This is a genomic window from Sporolactobacillus spathodeae (assembly GCF_016908935.1).
GTDB lineage: Bacteria > Bacillota > Bacilli > Bacillales > Sporolactobacillaceae > Sporolactobacillus > Sporolactobacillus spathodeae.
Window position 1 is genome coordinate 69,440 of the sequence record NZ_JAFBEV010000008.1, and the last position, 18,422, is coordinate 87,861.

18 protein-coding genes and 2 pseudogenes are annotated in these 18,422 nt (G+C 37.7%); 6 read left to right on the plus strand and 14 right to left on the minus strand.

From position 1 onward, the window contains the following. Positions 1 to 87: 87 nt before the first annotated feature. Positions 88 to 861, plus strand: coding sequence for a hypothetical protein (locus tag JOC27_RS05945; protein ID WP_205006095.1), 774 nt, complete (start codon positions 88 to 90; stop codon positions 859 to 861). A gap of 13 nt (positions 862 to 874) precedes the next feature. Here the strand turns inward: JOC27_RS05945 and JOC27_RS05950 are convergent, their stop codons facing one another. Next, on the minus strand, positions 875 to 1,855 hold the full coding sequence (locus JOC27_RS05950) for a glycosyltransferase (protein ID WP_205006096.1): 981 nt from the start codon (positions 1,853 to 1,855) through the stop codon (positions 875 to 877). Positions 1,856 to 2,605: 750 nt separating this feature from the next. On the opposite strand from JOC27_RS05950, the gene JOC27_RS05955 reads away from it, so the two are divergent. Beyond that, the gene (locus JOC27_RS05955) at positions 2,606 to 3,490 is read left to right on the plus strand and encodes a C39 family peptidase (RefSeq protein WP_239529916.1); all 885 of its coding nucleotides are present in this window, start codon (positions 2,606 to 2,608) and stop codon (positions 3,488 to 3,490) included. Between the two features lie 38 nt (positions 3,491 to 3,528). Here JOC27_RS05955 and JOC27_RS05960 read toward each other — a convergent pair whose 3' ends face one another. Further along, positions 3,529 to 4,515, minus strand: a complete 987-nt coding sequence (locus tag JOC27_RS05960; RefSeq protein WP_205006097.1) for an IS1595 family transposase — start codon at positions 4,513 to 4,515, stop codon at positions 3,529 to 3,531. Positions 4,516 to 4,813: 298 nt separating this feature from the next. Here JOC27_RS05960 and JOC27_RS05965 point away from each other — a divergent pair. From JOC27_RS05965 to JOC27_RS13410, 4 genes and pseudogenes are all read left to right on the plus strand, one after another. Beyond that, positions 4,814 to 6,185, plus strand: a pseudogene (locus tag JOC27_RS05965) (IS5 family transposase). A 93-nt stretch (positions 6,186 to 6,278) separates the two neighbouring features. Then, entirely contained in the window at positions 6,279 to 7,301 is a 1,023-nt protein-coding gene (locus JOC27_RS05970) for an acyltransferase family protein (RefSeq protein ID WP_205006098.1), read from the plus strand. 545 nt (positions 7,302 to 7,846) lie between these two features. Beyond that, a complete protein-coding gene (locus JOC27_RS13405) occupies positions 7,847 to 8,137 on the plus strand; it encodes a hypothetical protein (protein ID WP_239529918.1) in 291 nt (96 codons plus the stop codon). A gap of 121 nt (positions 8,138 to 8,258) precedes the next feature. Beyond that, positions 8,259 to 8,600, plus strand: a complete 342-nt coding sequence (locus tag JOC27_RS13410) for a hypothetical protein (protein WP_239529920.1) — start codon at positions 8,259 to 8,261, stop codon at positions 8,598 to 8,600. 77 nt (positions 8,601 to 8,677) lie between these two features. On the opposite strand, the gene JOC27_RS05980 is transcribed toward JOC27_RS13410, so the two are convergent. The 12 genes and pseudogenes from JOC27_RS05980 to rfbA form a co-directional block, all read right to left on the minus strand. Next, positions 8,678 to 9,502 (minus strand): tyrosine-type recombinase/integrase, encoded by an 825-nt coding sequence (locus JOC27_RS05980; protein WP_205006099.1) that lies wholly within the window; start codon positions 9,500 to 9,502, stop codon positions 8,678 to 8,680. Further along, on the minus strand, positions 9,493 to 9,711 hold the full coding sequence (locus JOC27_RS05985; protein WP_205006100.1) for a site-specific integrase: 219 nt from the start codon (positions 9,709 to 9,711) through the stop codon (positions 9,493 to 9,495). Before JOC27_RS05985 ends, JOC27_RS05980 begins: the two co-directional genes overlap by 10 nt. Next, a complete protein-coding gene (locus JOC27_RS05990; protein WP_205006135.1) occupies positions 9,698 to 10,162 on the minus strand; it encodes a tyrosine-type recombinase/integrase in 465 nt (154 codons plus the stop codon). The genes JOC27_RS05985 and JOC27_RS05990 overlap by 14 nt, the downstream gene beginning before the upstream one ends. A 599-nt stretch (positions 10,163 to 10,761) precedes the next feature. Beyond that, a pseudogene (locus tag JOC27_RS13595) lies at positions 10,762 to 11,085 on the minus strand (IS66 family transposase zinc-finger binding domain-containing protein); the annotation flags it as partial. After that, on the minus strand, positions 11,034 to 11,336 hold the full coding sequence (gene tnpB, locus JOC27_RS06005; protein ID WP_205006102.1) for an IS66 family insertion sequence element accessory protein TnpB: 303 nt from the start codon (positions 11,334 to 11,336) through the stop codon (positions 11,034 to 11,036). The gene tnpB and the pseudogene JOC27_RS13595, both read right to left, overlap by 52 nt. Positions 11,337 to 11,491: 155 nt before the next feature. After that, positions 11,492 to 11,638, minus strand: a complete 147-nt coding sequence (gene tnpA, locus JOC27_RS13660) for an IS66 family insertion sequence element accessory protein TnpA (RefSeq protein WP_415641019.1) — start codon at positions 11,636 to 11,638, stop codon at positions 11,492 to 11,494. A gap of 632 nt (positions 11,639 to 12,270) precedes the next feature. After that, positions 12,271 to 13,518, minus strand: coding sequence for a glycosyltransferase (locus tag JOC27_RS06010; protein ID WP_205006103.1), 1,248 nt, complete (start codon positions 13,516 to 13,518; stop codon positions 12,271 to 12,273). Positions 13,519 to 13,737: 219 nt separating this feature from the next. After that, the gene (locus JOC27_RS06015; RefSeq protein ID WP_205006104.1) at positions 13,738 to 14,985 is read right to left on the minus strand and encodes a flippase; all 1,248 of its coding nucleotides are present in this window, start codon (positions 14,983 to 14,985) and stop codon (positions 13,738 to 13,740) included. 54 nt (positions 14,986 to 15,039) lie between these two features. Next, a complete protein-coding gene (gene rfbD / locus JOC27_RS06020; protein ID WP_205006105.1) occupies positions 15,040 to 15,888 on the minus strand; it encodes a dTDP-4-dehydrorhamnose reductase in 849 nt (282 codons plus the stop codon). Then, positions 15,878 to 16,900 (minus strand): dTDP-glucose 4,6-dehydratase, encoded by a 1,023-nt coding sequence (gene rfbB / locus JOC27_RS06025; protein WP_205006106.1) that lies wholly within the window; start codon positions 16,898 to 16,900, stop codon positions 15,878 to 15,880. Before rfbB ends, rfbD begins: the two co-directional genes overlap by 11 nt. Then, positions 16,900 to 17,472, minus strand: coding sequence for a dTDP-4-dehydrorhamnose 3,5-epimerase (gene rfbC, locus JOC27_RS06030; protein WP_239529924.1), 573 nt, complete (start codon positions 17,470 to 17,472; stop codon positions 16,900 to 16,902). Before rfbC ends, rfbB begins: the two co-directional genes overlap by 1 nt. 15 nt (positions 17,473 to 17,487) lie before the next feature. Continuing rightward, a complete protein-coding gene (gene rfbA, locus JOC27_RS06035) occupies positions 17,488 to 18,366 on the minus strand; it encodes a glucose-1-phosphate thymidylyltransferase RfbA (RefSeq protein WP_205006107.1) in 879 nt (292 codons plus the stop codon). Positions 18,367 to 18,422 lie beyond the last annotated feature (56 nt).

Genomic DNA, 18,422 nt, shown 5'->3' on the forward strand with positions numbered 1-18,422 from the left:
GGTGGTGGTTCTGATGAAAAATTTAGTGAAAGAGTTGATTGCTCTTTCGCTTCTTTATAATAAATGTCATTTGAGGAGTTCATTACGATGAATATGACTTATAGCTTTTTACAGTCTCAATTAGGAACTACAATTATTGGCGAAGTAATAGCGACATCGATGCTTGCATTTTTCACAGCAATAATCGCATTCTTTTTCACCAAAAGATACTCAAAGCAGGTAAAATTGGCAAAAAAGCTAAAAAATCACAACATCGATGAGATAGATGTTGGCCAAATTTCACTTAAAGATATTAAATTTATTTTTAAAAAGGCGGAAAAAATACAGATTATCTACGTGGCTGGTGGGGGATTTGTCGAGGCAAATTCTAATTTTTTCCAAATCGCGCAACGACGAAAAAAGCGTGGTGATAGAATTAATATTCAATTTCTTTATGCTCAAAAAGGATCTTCATTTTTGCAAGAAATCCAGGAAATGGAGATAATCGCTGGAATTCGTGCTGAAGAAAAAGAAATCAACCAAGATATCGATAGAGTAATTAATCTCTTGCAGCCTTTTTCCGACCTCATCGAGTCGAGATGCTTTTCTACCCAATATCGTCTTCCGGTAATCATTGCATCATTTAGAACAAAAAGTAAAAACGGTGTTGAAAAGCTAATAACGCGTGTCTGGATGCAGGTAACTCTACCGCCCGATCACTCTGATTTGTGCGTCATTTTAAAAGGTACAAGAGTAAAACAATATGATTCGAAATACGATTACTTTGAATCCGATGATGAAGAATCTGTATCACCTAGTATTGTCGAAATGGCAGAAAACTATTTTGAAACGATTTGGAAATTAAGTAAAAAAAGCAGATAACTCAATATAGGGATTAGATTTTCTCTTCAACACTATTTAATGACTTTTGTAGAAAGTATCCTCTTCTGATTCTTTTACTCCAAAAATCAAGATGCTTTTGAATTTCAATTTTTTCTATGTCAGTTAAAGAATGAATTGTTTTATCAATGTCAAAAAGAGTTGTAACTGAGATTCCCAGTTTATTTTGTACAATAAAATCCCTTATTGCTGCATGTTCCCATACGATTAAAGGTATACCAGTTGCTAAGAATAGCGATGCCTTATGGGGATTATTGAATCGCTGATACGATCCATATTGACCATTGCATGTTTTCAAGGAATTACCGTCCCAAATTAATCCCCACCCTTCAGGTAAATAGTTTGGTAAATCATCTCCAGAATATTTACCTAAATAAGAAGTATTATCTGGGAGATTAATTTGAGGGTCTGATCCAAAAAGATTGAAATTAAGATAAGGTAAATTGTTCAGATTTCTTATATACGCAGACTTTTCCATTGATAAATCTCCAGCGATAATAATATCGTATCTACTTGAAACGATATTTTTTATCTTCCTATCAATAGATGCACAAAATAAATAATCAAACAGCTCTAACCGAATCATACGAGTCCTCGGAATATCGAATTGAACAAGGTAATCTTCCATTTTCTTATTGTGAACAATTAAAAAATCTGATTGTTTAAGGATTTCCTGTTCATCTTTAGAACTTATTGATTTATTTCGTAAATAATTCAAATCATGTATGAGAATAATGCTCGTACATTTTAATCTTTTTAGTAATTTCATTGTAAAAAGAATCTCCCTATTGTGAAACAAGTCGGGATATTGAACAACAAATAATGAATTTTGATATTGATCACTATTCTCAATGAACTCTTCTCTAGATACGGGATTATAGTGCTGTTGTTCCATAATTCTTTCCGCATCCATTCTTGCTTTTGATGTTGCCCGATAATCCCTGTTGTACTTTGCAATAAGATAATATTTGTTCATATATTCCCTCATTAAGTCGTCTAATGAATACGTTCAATAGAATGTACTAGTCTTGCTAAACTTTTCACCACTGATGCCAACCAATTTACCACCTGTTGTCAATTATTTACCATATCTGAATTCTGAGATGCGCCAGCGAAGTGCTATAAATTTGCACAATTTTTCTTTCACACTACCAATTACTTTAAGTTCGCCACCACAACTGGGACAAGTAATCGCGTTGTTTGGGGATGTCTCTCGTGTAAGTTACATTGCACGATAAAGGGTTGTCCTTTTCCTTCTATAAAAAATAATTGCCAGCAATTTCTTACGGACATTATAGCTGGCAATTATTTGACAGGCAACGCGGTCAACTTTCAGCCATTTTCGGGGGGCAATAACAGCATGACACACAGATAATTTTTCTGTAAGTGCAGTGTTTTTTGCCTCTTTTTACATGTGAATTAAATAGGTTTCACATAATTGCCTTTAAACAATCATGCCTTCGAAACAAAAAATGTGAAGAGTAAGAAAATGAGTTAAATAGCAGCAGTCGCAACTTTCTCAACGAACTGTCTCTCCCCGATATCAAATTATGCTATGATAATAGTATTTCATATGCTTCAATGAGGATCCTATGGATAATTCTACTAAAATTCAAGAAAATATTCATACTATACCGTATTATTTAACTACTAAAATTTCTTCGTTATCAATTTTTTTCCTCACTCACTCCAAAGAAAAATTATTATGAAAAGAAGATGACCTGTTTTGAGAAAACTATTGGGGTCCTTTCTCGTAATTGTCTTGCTAATCAGCTTATTTCTCCCTGGACAGATCGAAGCGCAAAACATGCCAAAAGTCCTTTATCAAGGAAAAGTAACCACTGCTTACTTGAACGTCCGATCGGGAGCAGCTAAAAGTTACAAATCAATAGGCATCTTGAAAAAGGGAGCAGTGGTTTCTGTCATACAGACGGGTCGTTGGCTGAGAATTAAATATCGAAATGGCTACGGCTTTGTTTCAGGCGAATATGTTCAAAAAATCGTTCAATCAAAACCGCAGAGCCCGAAATCATACATATTAAATGCACCCGTTTACAACCAATACCCGCAATTGCCTCGTGGATGCGAAGTAACTAGCCTTTCAATGCTGCTTAATTATGCAGGAAAACATATAGATAAAATGGCACTTGCAAGTCAGATTGCCAAGGTGCCTTATTATTCACGGGGTCTCTATGGGAACCCACATGATGGCTTTGTCGGCAATATGTATTCACTTAGATACTCAGGCTATGGTGTCTACCATGAACCTGTCTTTAATCTTGCAAAGCGCTATCTTGGTAGCAGAGCAGTTGATCTCTCCGGACAATCCTGGTTAGCGATTGAAGCACAGATTCGCAAGGGCAGACCCGTCTGGGTGATTGTCAATGCATGGTTTCGTTATCTCCCTGGGAATCAATGGCGCACCTGGCACACAAAGAGGGGTTATATACGGATCACTATGCACGAACACTCCGTCCTTGTCACCGGTTATGATGCAAACTACGTTTATGTTAACGATCCTATGGGTGGCAAAAAGAACAGACGCTTAGGTAAGGGATATTTTATCAGTGCCTGGCAACAAATGGGGAGTCAGGCAATATCTTTTAATTAGGCTGTGTTTAAATCTAATGTTGTTTTCTTGATAAAGATTTAAGCGGTGCACGCCGTCACCATCATTGTTTTGACCGTATGGTCAGTATTTTCAAATCCCATTCTATCTAGAAAGTGGAACCACGCTAGATAATGGTCAAGATACTTTGTCGCAACTCCGTTAAAGCGGATCATCCAGCGTTTGAGCCGACTATGGTAACTGTTCGCGTTCTGAATATGATAAATGCCTTTAATTACACGCGTTTTTTCGGTTGACTTAAATCGATAATGGGGCAGTTTCTTATTTTTCGTATAAGTGTTAAACGCACGCCAAGCATCCGTGCAGAACACATTGTCGTTTGAGAGGAGCGGACTGATGACTTTGTCCAACTGGCTAGTTAATAGTCGACCATGCCCCTTCGTGTGCATATAGGTAGTTCCCTGACGATCGCGTGCAACTAAAACACAGACTTGATCATGGCTGATGCCTCGTTTTGCGGAATGTCCGCCTCGTTTCCGAGGCAGTCGTAGCGTTTGTTTCGTTCCTTTTTCAGAATACAGAAAGTAGGTTTCATCCATCTCGATGATGCCGTTAAACGTGTTTGAAGTGAGACGTTCTAAAGCCGTTAAAACCTTATGACGCCAACGGAATGCGGTAGGCAAAGAAATTTTAAGGGACGCTGCCTGTCTACGTAATGACAGCCCGTCGATCATTCCTTCAATGAACGGAATCCATTTGTCCGAATACCAAGTGCCATCCAAAGGCGTCCGGGTCAGATCGGTGGAGGTCTTATGGCACTGAGAGCAGCGATATCTTTGGCGTTTCACCGATTGAACAAAATAAGTACCGAAACGAATGACCAGCTTTGAACCACAATTTGGGCAAAGGAATCCTTCTTCGTTCCTTTTCTCCCGGATGTCCTTGATCAACGGCTCGTTGGGTTTAACAGATTCCTGTATTTGTTGTGAAAGTGCCTGAAGCAGTCGATTTTTATCTGTTTCACTTAATTGCTGGATCATTGCCAGAGTCTCATGAATGGATGCCATTGAAAATCACCTCGAACGTTTGTTCCTCACTTATATTATAGAACGAACGTTCTCTTTTGGCAAAAACCAACATTAAACGTTAACACAGCCTTTAATTAAAATATCAAAAGGCGGAATAGAATACACTTTGGGGACTAATAAAAACTGTGTTAATTTTTTTCTAGACCTTTTGACAGTACTACCTTAGTGGATGCTTAATAATTATGTAATGCTATATGTTAAACAATTAATCCCAATTTTATTGTATAATAAGTGCATGGAATAGTGTGCCGTGACGTGTTTTTTCATGCAGTTTTTAATGGATGGGGTGGGTGTGGTGGTTTATCGGACGAAAATCATTCAACTTTCGATAGATTCTTTCGGTCAGGAACTTGGTGTGTCCTAAAACCGGGCTAATACATGGGTTCAGCTCGCTAATCAGTTACCATGGCCCCAGCTGGAAGCCGCGTATAGTGACGTTTTTCCGTCTCCACTTGGCCGATCGGGCAAACCCTTCCGACTCCTTTATGGTACTCAGCTCATTAAGCAGGCCACCGGACTTTCCGACGTTGACTTGGTCAATGCCATTCGTGATACGCCCACTTATCAGTACTTCATGGGTTGTCCCACGTACGTTATGACGCGACCCTTCAACCCGTCCACCATGTCGCATTTCCGGAAACGTGTCGCACCCATCAGCGCACGGTTGCGCCAAGTCATTGGCGACTGGTGTAAAAACCGGCTTCAAGACAGTCTTGGCGACGAACAGACGATGATCATGGATGCCACAGTCACTCCAGTGAACATCCGCTTTCCACAGGCTCATTCCTTACTCAATCAAGCGCGAACGCTCCTTGAAAAAATTATCACGGAACTAGCGCATCAGCTCAACGACCGATTCCGTGGACGTACAAACGGGAAGCACACAAAAAAAACTATATCACGTTACCAAGAAGCCCCTCGATCAGCCAAGGAAAAGCGCAACTGCTGTACGTGCGACACGACTTGCGTTACGTCGGCGAACTGTGTGAACACGGCGGCGCATTGACGACGAAACAACAGTTGCTAGGCCACGGCCCAGCAACTGTTGCGCAGCAGGAGGACATGTATTAGCATAAAACGTACTGAGTGGACAACCGAATTTCAGCTTGACACAGTAGTATTTACGCCCGATCAAACGCGGCGAAGTCAAGCAAAACACCGAGTTTGGTCCCAAAATCGATGTCTCTATTCAAGTTGGGAGCATCAAAATCGAACGCGTCGACTTCAACGCGTTCAATGAAAGTACCGACTTCCAAAAGTCCATTGAGCTTTATTACGAGCGGCACGGTCGTAACCAAGACGAGATATTGGCCGACAAACTGTACCGCAATCGAGAAAACATCGCGTTTGCCAAAGAGCGGGAATCAAATCATAAGGCCCAAACTGGATCGTAAACCCAAGACAGTCGATGAAAACCAGCGCCGCGCAAAGAATGCGGCAGCTCGTGACGCTGAGAATCGCCAAGGTCAAATTGAACGAAGCTTTTCCTTCATTAAGCAAAAGTGCGGTCTAAGCTTAGTGCGCGCCAAAACCGCTAAACCATTGCCGTATCCATCAATATGGTCATTGCGATGGCGAATATTGACACGGTATTACGCCTTTATTCTTTGGCATTTTTCTTGTCGTACAAATCACAGATAGGTACATAACAATTAGCTATAAAACGCCGGAATGGGTCGAAAATACACTAGCCTAATTCAGTATTCACTAAATAATTTATAAAATAAAATGGGGTATGTATTTTGAAAATTCCAGTTAGTCGAGACTTAAGAATTGACGTATTAAGAGCCATAGCAATAATTTGTATTGTTGTCGCTCACAGTATGCCGAATACATTTATTTTTCAACTAAGAAATTTTGATGTAACCCTTATGGTTTTTTTAATGGGTTCTTCATTTTATTTAAGTTCTCAAAAGAAAAACTTGCCCTATCGCGAATATTTAATCAAAAGATTTAATAGATTGATAATACCGACATGGAAATTCCTCATTTTGTTCTTCGGGGTATTCTTTGTCATTGCACTCATATTTCATCAACATTATTATTTTGGTGTTAGAAACATTTTAAGTTCATTTTTAATAATTAATGGTATTGGTTATGTTTGGATAATGCGCGTATTTTTTATTATCGCTGTATTCAATCCTTTAATATTATTAATAAGTAATAAAGTAAAAAATAACACTATTTATTTTTTGTTATTGACTGTTTCCTATATTATTTACGCAATATTATTATATATAGATCGTCATATTCATTTTTCGGGAGCAGCACAAAAAATATTTGAATATTATATCGCTGAAGGATTTGGTTATTGCCTAATCGCTGCACTGGGCATAAGAATCTACCATCTAAAAAAGAAGCAATTACTATTTTTTTCAACTATCTTTTTTGTTATCTTTTCTATTCTTTTTGTATTTCATAAATTTGCACCAACACAACTGTATAAATATCCTCCAACATTGTATTATTTTTCGTATGGTTTGTTTGTAAGTTATATTTTATTTTATTTTTTAAGTTTTAATCTACCTCTAAAAATTTTCAGTAATAAATTTGTGATTTATCTATCAAAAAAATCATTAGATTTATATTATTGTCACATTATTCCCATTTACATTATTATACTATTCGGTAGTAAAATGGCTATAATTAGTGGGAGTTTCATAACAAGGTTCTTGTTTATCTTATTCATTGGTTTATTTTTACTTTATTTAAAGGAATGGCCCGCTCGTCTACTTAATAAGCATAGAAAAAATTTTCTAAAGTGATTTGTATATTGCCATCGTAAAAATCTACTTGTGCCATATTTCTGAGCCATTTCAGACAGATCCACTCCTGATTACAGCCAGTAGATGTATATTGCCATTGAATAGTGCCAACCGTGCCATATTTTAGGGCACCTTAGGACAAAATATTGAGTCACTTATGCCACACCAGAGCCACCTCCTGTATAATGGGCTTGTGTTAATGACACCGTAAGGTGTCCAGAATATGACGGCAGTTGTTGCCGAAGATTGCCGGAAATATTGTCCGGAATAACTGGCATTAAAAATTCCCCCACTTTGTCTTCAATGGGGGAATTTTTAATAGAAAATCTGATAATGTTCTCGAGTATTTAAATCAAATCGAACATCGTTCGTGATAATGTACCATGATTACAGCCAATGAAATGTACCACTAACGCCATGTTTTTTACCGTGCAATGACAATGAATGTACCAATAAATGACAAGCCTATTTACCACAATACCTCCTGTATAATTAGTGGACACACCGCAGGTGTGTCAAATCTACTTTATAGGAGGTGTTTTTTTATGATTCATTATCGAAGGATATTGGAACTTCATAATGAAGGGATTAGTTTGAGAGGTATTGCCGCAAGCACAGGTAATTATTGCCAAAAGGTAACGGAGATCATCCAACTAGCTAAGAAAAAAGGGTTATCCTGCCCTTTAGAAGATGAGATGACAAATCAGTGGATTGAAGATTTTATATTTCCAGAAAAGGCTTTGGAAGCCTCAGGTCGTCATCCGCTGAATTTTGACCGGATTCATGCAGAGCTGTCTAAGCCGAATGTAACGCTCTCTCCTTCATCACGAATATGAAGCTGAGTGTCGCGTCAATAACAAAATTCCTTATTCTTATCGAAGTTTTCTGCGTCACTACAGTCAATACGCAGATAAACATAAGGCGACACTACGCATTCGAAGAAAACCTGGAGAAATCATGGAGGTTGATTGGGCGGGGGCGACAGCATTCATTAATGATCGAGATACAGGAGAAAGACTCAAAGCCTTTGTGTTCGTTGCCACCCTTCCATGTAGCCAACTATCCTATGCGGAAGCGACATTGTCCATGGATCTGCATTCGTGGATCATCGCTCACCGTCATGCTTATGAATTCTTTGGAGGAGTGACACAAATAGTTGTCCCAGACAATCTTAAAACGAGCGTGACCAAGCATACGAGAAAGGAACTCGTTTTAAACCGTGCTTACAGAGAAATGGCTGACTATTATCATACTATCGTTATGCCTGCTCGTGTGCGAACACCAAATGATTATATTTAAATTTTTATTATCCTCAATTTTTGTTAAAAAGTTAAGCAGGTCAAAGATGTATCAATTGAAATTGAAGATAATATTTTTCAATCCAGTCCACATAAGGCGATCAGATATTGCTCATTTCCTTTCCAGTGTTTCTTTATTGCTGGCAAACTGTTTACCACGTCATTTACTGACTCAAGTGCTTTCGTAAGCATTTCCTCATCAGCATGGGAATACACAGTTGTCGTGTCAATACTTTTATGTCCTAGAAAATCCCGGATATAGGAAATGGGAATCCCTTTTTTATACATGGCCATGGCTATGCTGTGTTTTAACATATGCGCATGAAGACCCGAAGGAAATTTTTCATTTCTTTCCTTGGCAAGGGATCCATATTTTTTGAGAAAATAATCAACTGTCCCTTGCTTCATTTTCGTGTGCGTTGAGTCATGGACGGTATAGAACAAATAATCCGTTCTGATTCTCTGCTTATGAAATTCTTTTAGATAGGCATCAAAATGACGGACAGTTTGTCCAAGTAAAGGGACACTCCTTGTTTTGTTGCCTTTTCCATGTAGGATGATTTTCACTCTGCTTTCATCTCTAATGATACTGTTCAGTGTTGGATCCAATATTTCTTGTAACCTGCCACCTGTTTCGTACATCAGTATCATAAAAAAACAATTTCTTCGCTCAATTCTTGTTGATGTATCTGGTATTGAAAAAAGAAGCTTCAATTGTTCCTGGGAAAGGAATTCAATACAACTATCTTTTGATGTCTTAAAAGCATGGATTGAGGAAATATCCAGATAATAGGAAGTCAGTTCTATATTCTCTTCACTGCAATATTTCAAAAATGACTTAATCGCAGAAAGTCTGAGATTAAGCGTACTGGCTGAATTTTTCTTAGCTGTTTTTAGCCACAAAGAAACTCGTAAATCAATTCGCGTTTGTAAAGTGAAAAACCCATCCTTTCAAAACCAATACCTTTTGCTTCTTTGAAATATTTTCTCAATAGTGTTAGTGACTGCCGGTAAGCATTGGCTGTTTTAGCACTAAAATTTCTTTTCTCTATAAGATATTCTCCCAAAAAATCCCGAAGTAACAGATAAAATTGCATTTCATTTTTCTTCATGGGGTACCTCGGGAAGAATGTCATCGTTAAGAGAAGCCATCATTTGTTCCATATCTGGATAGAATTCATCGATCAATGAGAGATAATAATCTGTGTCGGCATAGTTGGCATGTCCCATATATTCACTGAGATATGGATAAAGGGTATTTACATCACAGCCATCCCTTACCCACTGGTTAAGCTTGTGTACTGCGTATGTGTGTCGAAATGCGTGGATACGTGCAGGATTTCCGGTCAACTCATTCGCCTCAGGCAAATGATCCCAAAATTCGTGAAACCAGTAATCCATTATAGAACGATTAAAGCATTTACCATGCTTATTTGGGAAAAAGGCTTCCCGTATAGGTAAAAGGGCTTTGATCACAGAATCATATTTCCTGCAGACTGCAAGCACATCATTGCTCATATAAATGACACGTGATCTCCACCCTTTGGACTCGCGTATAATGATTTCTCCAGTTACTGTATATTGCCATCACAAAAGCCCACTTGTGCCATCTCTGAGGGACACTTAGGTCAAAAATGGGGGACATGTTTGCCATAGAGAGGGACAGAAAGATTTGCACACTATCCCCTTCCCTATCTTAGCTACCTTGCCTGTTTTCTTCGAGGTTCTGTCAAGGGCGACCGTAGGGAGGGCGAAGCCTATGACCCTTGATAGGTTCTTGAAGAAAACAGAAAATATCACAAATATAGGGAAGGGGGTAAAGAGGCTATAACAACTTGATCGAACAATATAATGAAATTACACCCAATTTTATTGTGTCCCTCATCATGGCAGAGGTGTCCCTAAAACATGTCATAGACGTCCCTATTCAATGGCAATATACAGTTACCAGCTCCACATCATTCACTAGGAGAAGACGGGCTTCAGATGATCTGAGCCCACAGCAATAAATCAGCCTGAAGATCACTGGGATGACATAACACCGTGTTGGTGAAAAAGATGAATATTGGCATGTGTCAATGGAAGCAAAGAAAGCCTTCAATTCTTTTTGTGTATAAATATGTGAAATATATCGAATCTGCTTGTTGGGAATGTGTCCAGGAATGACGAATATGTTGGATCACTTTGACTTGGGGAGGAATAATTTTGAGCTTCTCGCGGACTTCAGTTGACATGTCATGCAAGGTGCCTCCGCAACAAGAACAAGTCTGCTCCTGTTCAAGCAAAGTATAATGAATCACTTCAACCGGCAGGTTTTCCAATTTTTCCTGTCGCTGCCCTTGGGATTTCTTTCGTTTATAGGTAATTGTTTCGACAGTAGGTTCTGGAGCTTTGGCATCTGATTCACTTTCTGCTTCATTGAATAATTGAAGGGTTAATTGCTCCGGATGTGTCTTTTCGCTCGAAGCGCCGAATTGACGTTTTTGGCGTCATTGGCCTTCGGCCATTGAAACGTTCCTTTTTCTAATCGTTTGTAATAGAGCCAAAATCCACTGTATTCCCAATGAAGAATTTTCAACTTGTCTCGTTTACGATTGCAGAAGACAAACAAGCAAGATGAGAATGGATCAAGATGAAAGCCTTCTTGAACCAATACGGACAATCCGTCAATCGATTTACGAAGGTCCGTAGGACCCTTGGCCAAATAGACCGTTTCAATGGTGGACTCACAGATCATAGGGTACGCAGCTCCCGAAGAACGTCCGCAAACAGATCCGGATCGAACCCGGCATGAACTTCAACTTTAGCGAATCCACAATGAATCAACAAAGGAGCGTGTGTCGTCTGGGTTTCCAGTTCAATAGACATCCATTGATCCGTTGGCTGAGACAGCTAGATAAGGCGCAATTTTCGTCTCCAATAGCGGAACTGACTCAATGGAATCTCCTGATCAGCACACCATCGAACGCCCGTGAAATTGCTCGCCTCGAAATCGTTTATTCGTTTCTGACAAAGTTCTTTTAGTTCTGTCCGTGTCATGGATCATCATCCTAATTATTTGATAGAAGCATTATCGCATGACCGCTTCATCAAAAGAAGGTGTCCATTATTTGACGCTTACATCTAAAAAAACAATTAGGCTTAGATTTATTCTAATAAGGAATTAAATTTTAATCCCCCTCCTAACTTCTATCAAGTGGGGGATTCTTCATTGAAGGAAAGTGAACGATAACTGTGGATTCGGAGTTCTTTAAATCTAAGGGGACTTCGTCCCCACCAATCGAAAGAAAATCTATATAGATTTCCAAACTCGATATTTGTAGAGAGCTTTTCTGGTAAATGTTTTGGCGATAGGTGGTAAAATCATTGGCAATCAGTGGTAATAAAGATGGCATACCTGGTACAATCCACTGGCTGTAATCATGTACCATCGCCCACTAAGTTCAAGTCGGCAGGGAAGGCGAGCACGATTTTTAACGAGAAAAGTGTTCAAAATTAATTAGCAAAAATGTTCAAAACTACTTGACGGTTACAAATTGCTGAAAAGAAAGCAAAAATCTTGATAAATCAACATTTTTAATATGTTCAGCAGCCTCTACTTAAAGTAGAATTCAATTTCAATTTTTAATCATAGTCGGTTATTTAGTATTTAAGACGATTAATTTATCGAATTAATCAGTATTTGTCCTACCAGTATGATAAACATCACGTTCACTTTGTTCCATCAATATATGATTTATAGCTTCCATTTTCTTCTCCCAAGTGATATTCTCTTCAGCAAATTTTCTTATAGACATTTTAAAATTTTTATTATTCTTTATGTAGTTCTCGTAATGCTCAATTAATTCCTTAAAGTTTATATAGCTTTCATCAGGCTTAATACAAAATTGAAATGGCTGTTTCGAAAAATCTTTATCAATTATCGAACTAATGAACGGTAACCCTCTTCCACAATACTCTCTTGATTTTAGGTCAGTCATCTTAAAAATATTTTGACGATGACGTCCCAAGCTAGACACACCTATATCAGCCTTATCAAATAAGACATCTAAATCTCTACGCGATTTAGCTCCGTAAAAGTGAATGCAATTTTCAATTTTCAAATCACTGCTTAACTTCTCAAGTTCTTTTCTTTGTTGTCCATCGCCTACAACATGAAACATAATGCCTATTGGCCCTTTATATTTTTTATAATGGTAAATTCCATTAATTACTCTGTCGTAGCCATGCTCACGGTTTAAGGTAGCAACACCGATTATATTTAAAATTTTACCATCAAAGTGAGAACTGCTAATAGGCAACATTTCTACATCAATACCATTTGAACTATTTATTGCGTCAATACCAAATATTTGTTTATCATCTGAAAAAGTATATATATAATCTACATATTTCTTCAATAATCTCCTAATGATTGCGTCATTTATATAGAAATATATATTAATAATTATGTTTTTTAAACTCAAGTGACCATTTCCCATTATTCTAGATATTCTTTCTTTATCATAGGGATATGTTGGGATTTCAAGGACAATTTTGGATTCAGATCTCTTTGAAATATTTTTTAGAAATTTCAGTAAAAATAAATCTGGATTTTCATATCTAATATAGGTTAACTTAATCTGTTCATTAATTTCATTTTTGGTTTTTTTATAAACGAAGTAAAAAGCAAAAAAAGTCACTAATACTTTATAAAGTAAATTACTAGTCGTATTAGCATGAATAGGTTCTACATTGTATCCCCATCTTTCAAATACTTTTATTTGTGATTTAATTTTTTTTTGAATTCCCGATGTTTCATCGTTTATATTTTTTTGATGTGCAGCTATATACATAATTTTATCTTTCATAGGATAACCATTGTCCCTTCTTATTAATTTTGCATAATATTTAATTAGGGTTTGCTGTACAAGTGGCATGTTTGTAGAATCCATATCTTCCGAATCAAATATGTAGATAAATGACCATTAATGCAGCTAAACCAAACAAATTTTGCATCATTAATCGAGTCTTATCTAGTACAAAGAAGAGATTTTTATTTATTTTACAGAATTTTTGATCTAATCGTAGCAAAAATCTTGAAGGTTTTTTATTCAAATTACCTATTATATAAAGACTTTTCTTTTATATAGCAAGTCCTAGTTAGTCCGTACTGTTTTAGAACCAATCATATTTCGAGTGTTCAATATAAATATGATCCCTTCCGTTATTACGATCGAGATGCACATACCTAAACCGTAATATTTTATTGTGAGTGGAAATGAAACTATCAAGAAGATGATTGAAGCAACAAAATATAATTTATTGAGAACTTTTTGCCTATTCATTGCATACATCTCTCTTGCTAAAATAGTATTCATTACTGCAAAAAATATAGCAAAGGCAAAAAACTTCAGTAGCTCAGCTATTTCAAAATTATCTTCACCTGTTACTATTTTTGTTAACGTTGAAGATGCAAAAATCATCCCTGTTGCAATAATCCCACCAATAATTAATACAATAATATTCAATGTTTTCTTGAACTGATGAAATTTATTTCTATCCTTTTCATAGAGCAAACACATGTGTGGGTAAACGGCTTGACTGACAGGAGCAATCAATCCTGAAAAAGCTGCCATTATCTTCTGCCCTACACCAAATTGTCCTGTAGTTTTACTATTTGTAAGCCAACCCAAAATAATAATTGGCCCTTGAGTATAAAAATTTATCCAGAGTGTCGTAATAAAAATATAAAACCCACTATTTATTTGTTCCTTTATCAATTTGCTTTCAAGTATTAACTTAGGTTCAAACTTATAATGCTTTATAATTATGTACAGTGCCATAATACTAGGCAAAATATAATTAATAGCTTGCAATGAAATTGCTATATTTAAATCATCACTATTGTGTACCAAAATGAAGATTAGCATGGTATTAATCAGTTTTGATATAATGTTTAGGATTGTTATATATCTCATATTTTCTAAACCTTGAAAAAGCCAAATTGGGAACAAACTATTTCCCACTACTATTAAAAATGCAATAAAATAAAGGGATTTATCACTATGCACAAAGAGTATAATTCCAATAAATAATAATATTCCGACGAGGAAAGTAAAAATCAACTTTATTGTAATGACTAAATTATATATTTGTTCTATTTTTCTATTATTAAATCGGTTAACTGCAATATCTTTCGTTGCAGAAATATTGAAACCATAATCACATATTAAATTTAAAAATTGCATTAAAGTAACTATGAAAATATATTTACCATAGTGTTCCGTACCCAATGTTCGAACTAAATATGGAAATGTTAATAAGGGCAATATATAATTGCTTCCTTGCAAAATTAAGAGTGATATTATATTTCTAAATATGGTATTCGCCAATAATTTTTTCATATCCTCTTGTACCATCCAATGTTTCAAGTATATATTCTCAGGAAATGCAACAGGTTACAAATCATCATTTAAGAAAGTTACTAACGATTTTTGCCATGTTTCCATAAAGTTAAAATCATTCAATTTAAGCCCAATATGCATAAAGTTAGAGTTTCTTGGTCGCTTTGCAGGCCTTGGAAATTCTTCAGTTGTACATGGATTGACCTGAATATGAATACCTTTTATCTCAAAAATCGCCTTTGCGAACTCATACCATGTGCAGTTTCCAGAGTTTGAAATATGATAGGTACCATATTTATCGGTTTCAAACAGCTCAATGATTTTCTCAGCTAAATCGTAGGTGTATGTTGGGCAACCGCGTTGATCATTGACCACATTAATTTGATCATGGGTTTCTGCTAGCTTCAACATTGTTTTGACAAAATTATTGCCGTATTTTCCATAAACCCAGGATGTACGGGCAATAAAATACCTAGAGTGAAAATCATGCACAAACTGTTCGCCAGCGTATTTGGACTGTCCATAAACGCCTAATGGGCAAGGCATATCAAATTCAGAATAACTGCCTTCTTTCTCTCCATTGAACACATAGTCCGTGCTTACGTAAACGAGCTTGGCACCTATTTCTTCTGCTGCGATCGCCACATTCCGAGTCCCATAAGCATTGACGAGAAACGCACCTTCGCGATCGGATTCTGCCTTATCCACCGCAGTATAAGCCGCGGTATGGCAGATCACATCGGGCTTTATCGTTTGAAAAACATCACGAACCTGGGCAAGATTCGTAATGTCTAATTCGGCATGTCCTAATCCAAATGTTTTATACCCCTTGGATTGAAGCATCAATGTAAGTTCTCTGCCCAGTTGTCCCTGTGCGCCCGTTACCAAAACCTTATTTAACATAGTTTTTGGCTCCGTACTGCTTCTTGTAATAGTCCATATATTCGCCGGACTTTATCTTACGCCACCAGTCCTCATGTTCGAGATACCATTGAATCGTTTCTTTAATTCCCGAATCAAAATTATATTGCGGTCTCCAACCCAGTTCAGATTCAATCTTTGCCGGGTCAATCGCATAGCGACGGTCATGGCCAAGACGATCGGTTACATGTTTTATCAAATCATGGGATTTTTCGAGCGTATCTACAATCAACTCGACGATGTCGATATTCTTCTTTTCATTGTGTCCTCCGACATTGTAAATTTCCCCGGAGATGCCTTTATGGAGCACCAGATCAATGGCTGCACAGTGATCTTCGACATAGAGCCAATCGCGAATATTTTTTCCATCACCATAAACCGGTAATTCTTTGCCTTCGAGTGCGTTAGTAATTACCAATGGAATTAATTTTTCTGGAAAATGGTAAGGACCATAGTTATTCGAGCAGCGGGTAATATTGACGTTCATTCCATAGGTCTCATAGTAGGCGCGAACGAGCAAATCCGCCGATGCCTTGCTTGAGGAATAGGGGCTATTCGGTGCAAGAGGCGTTGTCTCAGTGAAGTAGCCGTCCGGACCGAGAGAGCCATACACTTCGTCAGTGGAGATTTGCAAGTACTTCTTCACATTCTTGCCTTTTGCGACATCTAGTAGCGTTTGTGTGCCTAAAACATTCGTCTTCACAAAAAGATCCGGTTCGGTGATGCTACGATCAACATGAGATTCTGCCGCAAAGTTAGCCACTGTATCAATATTGAATTGATCGAACACATATTCCAAGAGTTCGCGATTGCGGATATCGCCGCGGACAAAGTGATAGGTCGGATGATTTTCAATATCTTTCAGATTTTCCAAATTACCGGCATAGGTCAACAGATCATAGTTGACAATCATATCTTTCGGATGAAAACGCACCATATGATGGACGAAGTTGCTGCCGATAAATCCGGCGCCGCCTGTGATCAGAATATTCATTAGTCGTCAACTCCCACTTCGAAATTCATTTCCGCGTCTTCTAATAATGGATGGTTTTTATCTTTCTCAGAGAGTATTGGATTGCTGACTGGCCAGTGAATACCGATGGCTGGATCATTCCACATAATACCTCGATCGTACTCCGGTGCGTAAAATTCATCGACTTTGTAGAAAACATTGACGTTTGGCGTCAGCGTACAGAAGCCGTGAGCAAATCCTTTTGGAATCAGGAGCTGGCGATGGTTATATTCGCTCAAAATAAAGCCGCCCCATTGTCCAAAAGTTGGTGACCCTTTGCGAATATCGACAACAACGTCAAGAATCGCGCCTGTCAATGCGCGAAGCAATTTCGTCTGGCACTTCGGATTCAATTGATAGTGGAGACCGCGCACAATGCCTGGTTCGCTAGATAATGACTGATTATCCTGAATAAATTTCGTATGTATGCCCGCTTCAGATAATTCCTCTGCGTTGTAACTTTCCATAAAATAACCGCGATTGTCTCCGAACGCTTTTGGTTCAATTATTTTGACACCTTTTAAAAAGGTATTCGTCACTTTGATTTTCCCCATAGCCAGTACCCGCCTTTATATCAGATTCTGTGTTCTCAATAAATTGAGAAGATATTTTCCATAACCATTCTTTTTTAGCGGCTGTGCTAACTGCAAAAGCTTATCGGCGTTAATATAACCCTTCCGGAAAGCAATTTCCTCCAGGCAAGCCACTTTCAGGCTTTGTCTATTTTCTACGGTTTGAATAAATTGTGAGGCTTCGAGCAGCGATTCATGGGTTCCGGTATCCAGCCAGGCAAATCCTCTCCCTAGCAATTCAACATTCAACTGGCCTTGATTTAAATAAGCTTCATTAACCGAAGTAATTTCCAGCTCTCCTCGAGCTGATGGCCTAATATTCTTTGCGATATCAACAACTTGATTATCATAAAAATAGAGACCAGTTACTGCATATGTTGATCTAGGATTTTCAGGCTTTTCTTCAATTGAGATAACCTTTCCATTACTGCCAAATTCAACGACTCCGAAACGCTCGGGATCTTTAACGTTATAGCCGAATACGGTTGCCCCGGTAGAACGTGAAGCAGCCTTTTCCAATATACTGGTGAAGGCATGTCCGTAAAAAATATTGTCTCCTAATATTAAGGCTACACTATCATTACCAATGAACTTTTCGCCCAAAATAAAAGCTTGAGCAAGTCCATCGGGACTCGGCTGAACTTTGAATTGCAGATTTATTCCCCAATCCGACCCATCACCTAACAACTCTTGGAAACGCGGTGTGTCTTTCGGTGTTGAAATAATTAAAATGTCCTTGATACCAGCTAACATCAATATCGATAATGGATAGTAAATCATCGGTTTATCATATATCGGAAGCAATTGTTTCGAAATAGAACGTGTAATCGGATAGAGACGCGTGCCGCTTCCACCAGCTAAAATAACACCTTTCAAAATTTTGTTTCCTCCTTTTAGCATTTTAAATATGTCAACCATTAATGCAGAGGAAT

Excerpts from the sequence above, each read along its gene's own strand:
- tnpB (WP_205006102.1), bottom strand. The coding sequence starts at position 11,336 with ATGATCTGTGAGTCCACCATTGAAACGGTCTATTTGGCCAAGGGTCCT.
- JOC27_RS13410 (WP_239529920.1), top strand. The coding sequence starts at position 8,259 with ATGGAGGTTGATTGGGCGGGGGCGACAGCATTCATTAATGATCGAGAT.
- JOC27_RS05950 (WP_205006096.1), bottom strand. The coding sequence starts at position 1,855 with ATGAACAAATATTATCTTATTGCAAAGTACAACAGGGATTATCGGGCA.
- JOC27_RS05985 (WP_205006100.1), bottom strand. The coding sequence starts at position 9,711 with ATGAAGAAAAATGAAATGCAATTTTATCTGTTACTTCGGGATTTTTTG.
- JOC27_RS13405 (WP_239529918.1), top strand. The coding sequence starts at position 7,847 with ATGATTCATTATCGAAGGATATTGGAACTTCATAATGAAGGGATTAGT.
- JOC27_RS06015 (WP_205006104.1), bottom strand. The coding sequence starts at position 14,985 with ATGAAAAAATTATTGGCGAATACCATATTTAGAAATATAATATCACTC.
- tnpA (WP_415641019.1), bottom strand. The coding sequence starts at position 11,638 with ATGACACGGACAGAACTAAAAGAACTTTGTCAGAAACGAATAAACGAT.
- rfbD (WP_205006105.1), bottom strand. The coding sequence starts at position 15,888 with ATGTTAAATAAGGTTTTGGTAACGGGCGCACAGGGACAACTGGGCAGA.
- rfbC (WP_239529924.1), bottom strand. The coding sequence starts at position 17,472 with ATGGGGAAAATCAAAGTGACGAATACCTTTTTAAAAGGTGTCAAAATA.
- rfbB (WP_205006106.1), bottom strand. The coding sequence starts at position 16,900 with ATGAATATTCTGATCACAGGCGGCGCCGGATTTATCGGCAGCAACTTC.
- JOC27_RS06010 (WP_205006103.1), bottom strand. The coding sequence starts at position 13,518 with ATGCCACTTGTACAGCAAACCCTAATTAAATATTATGCAAAATTAATA.
- JOC27_RS05960 (WP_205006097.1), bottom strand. The coding sequence starts at position 4,515 with ATGGCATCCATTCATGAGACTCTGGCAATGATCCAGCAATTAAGTGAA.
- JOC27_RS05945 (WP_205006095.1), top strand. The coding sequence starts at position 88 with ATGAATATGACTTATAGCTTTTTACAGTCTCAATTAGGAACTACAATT.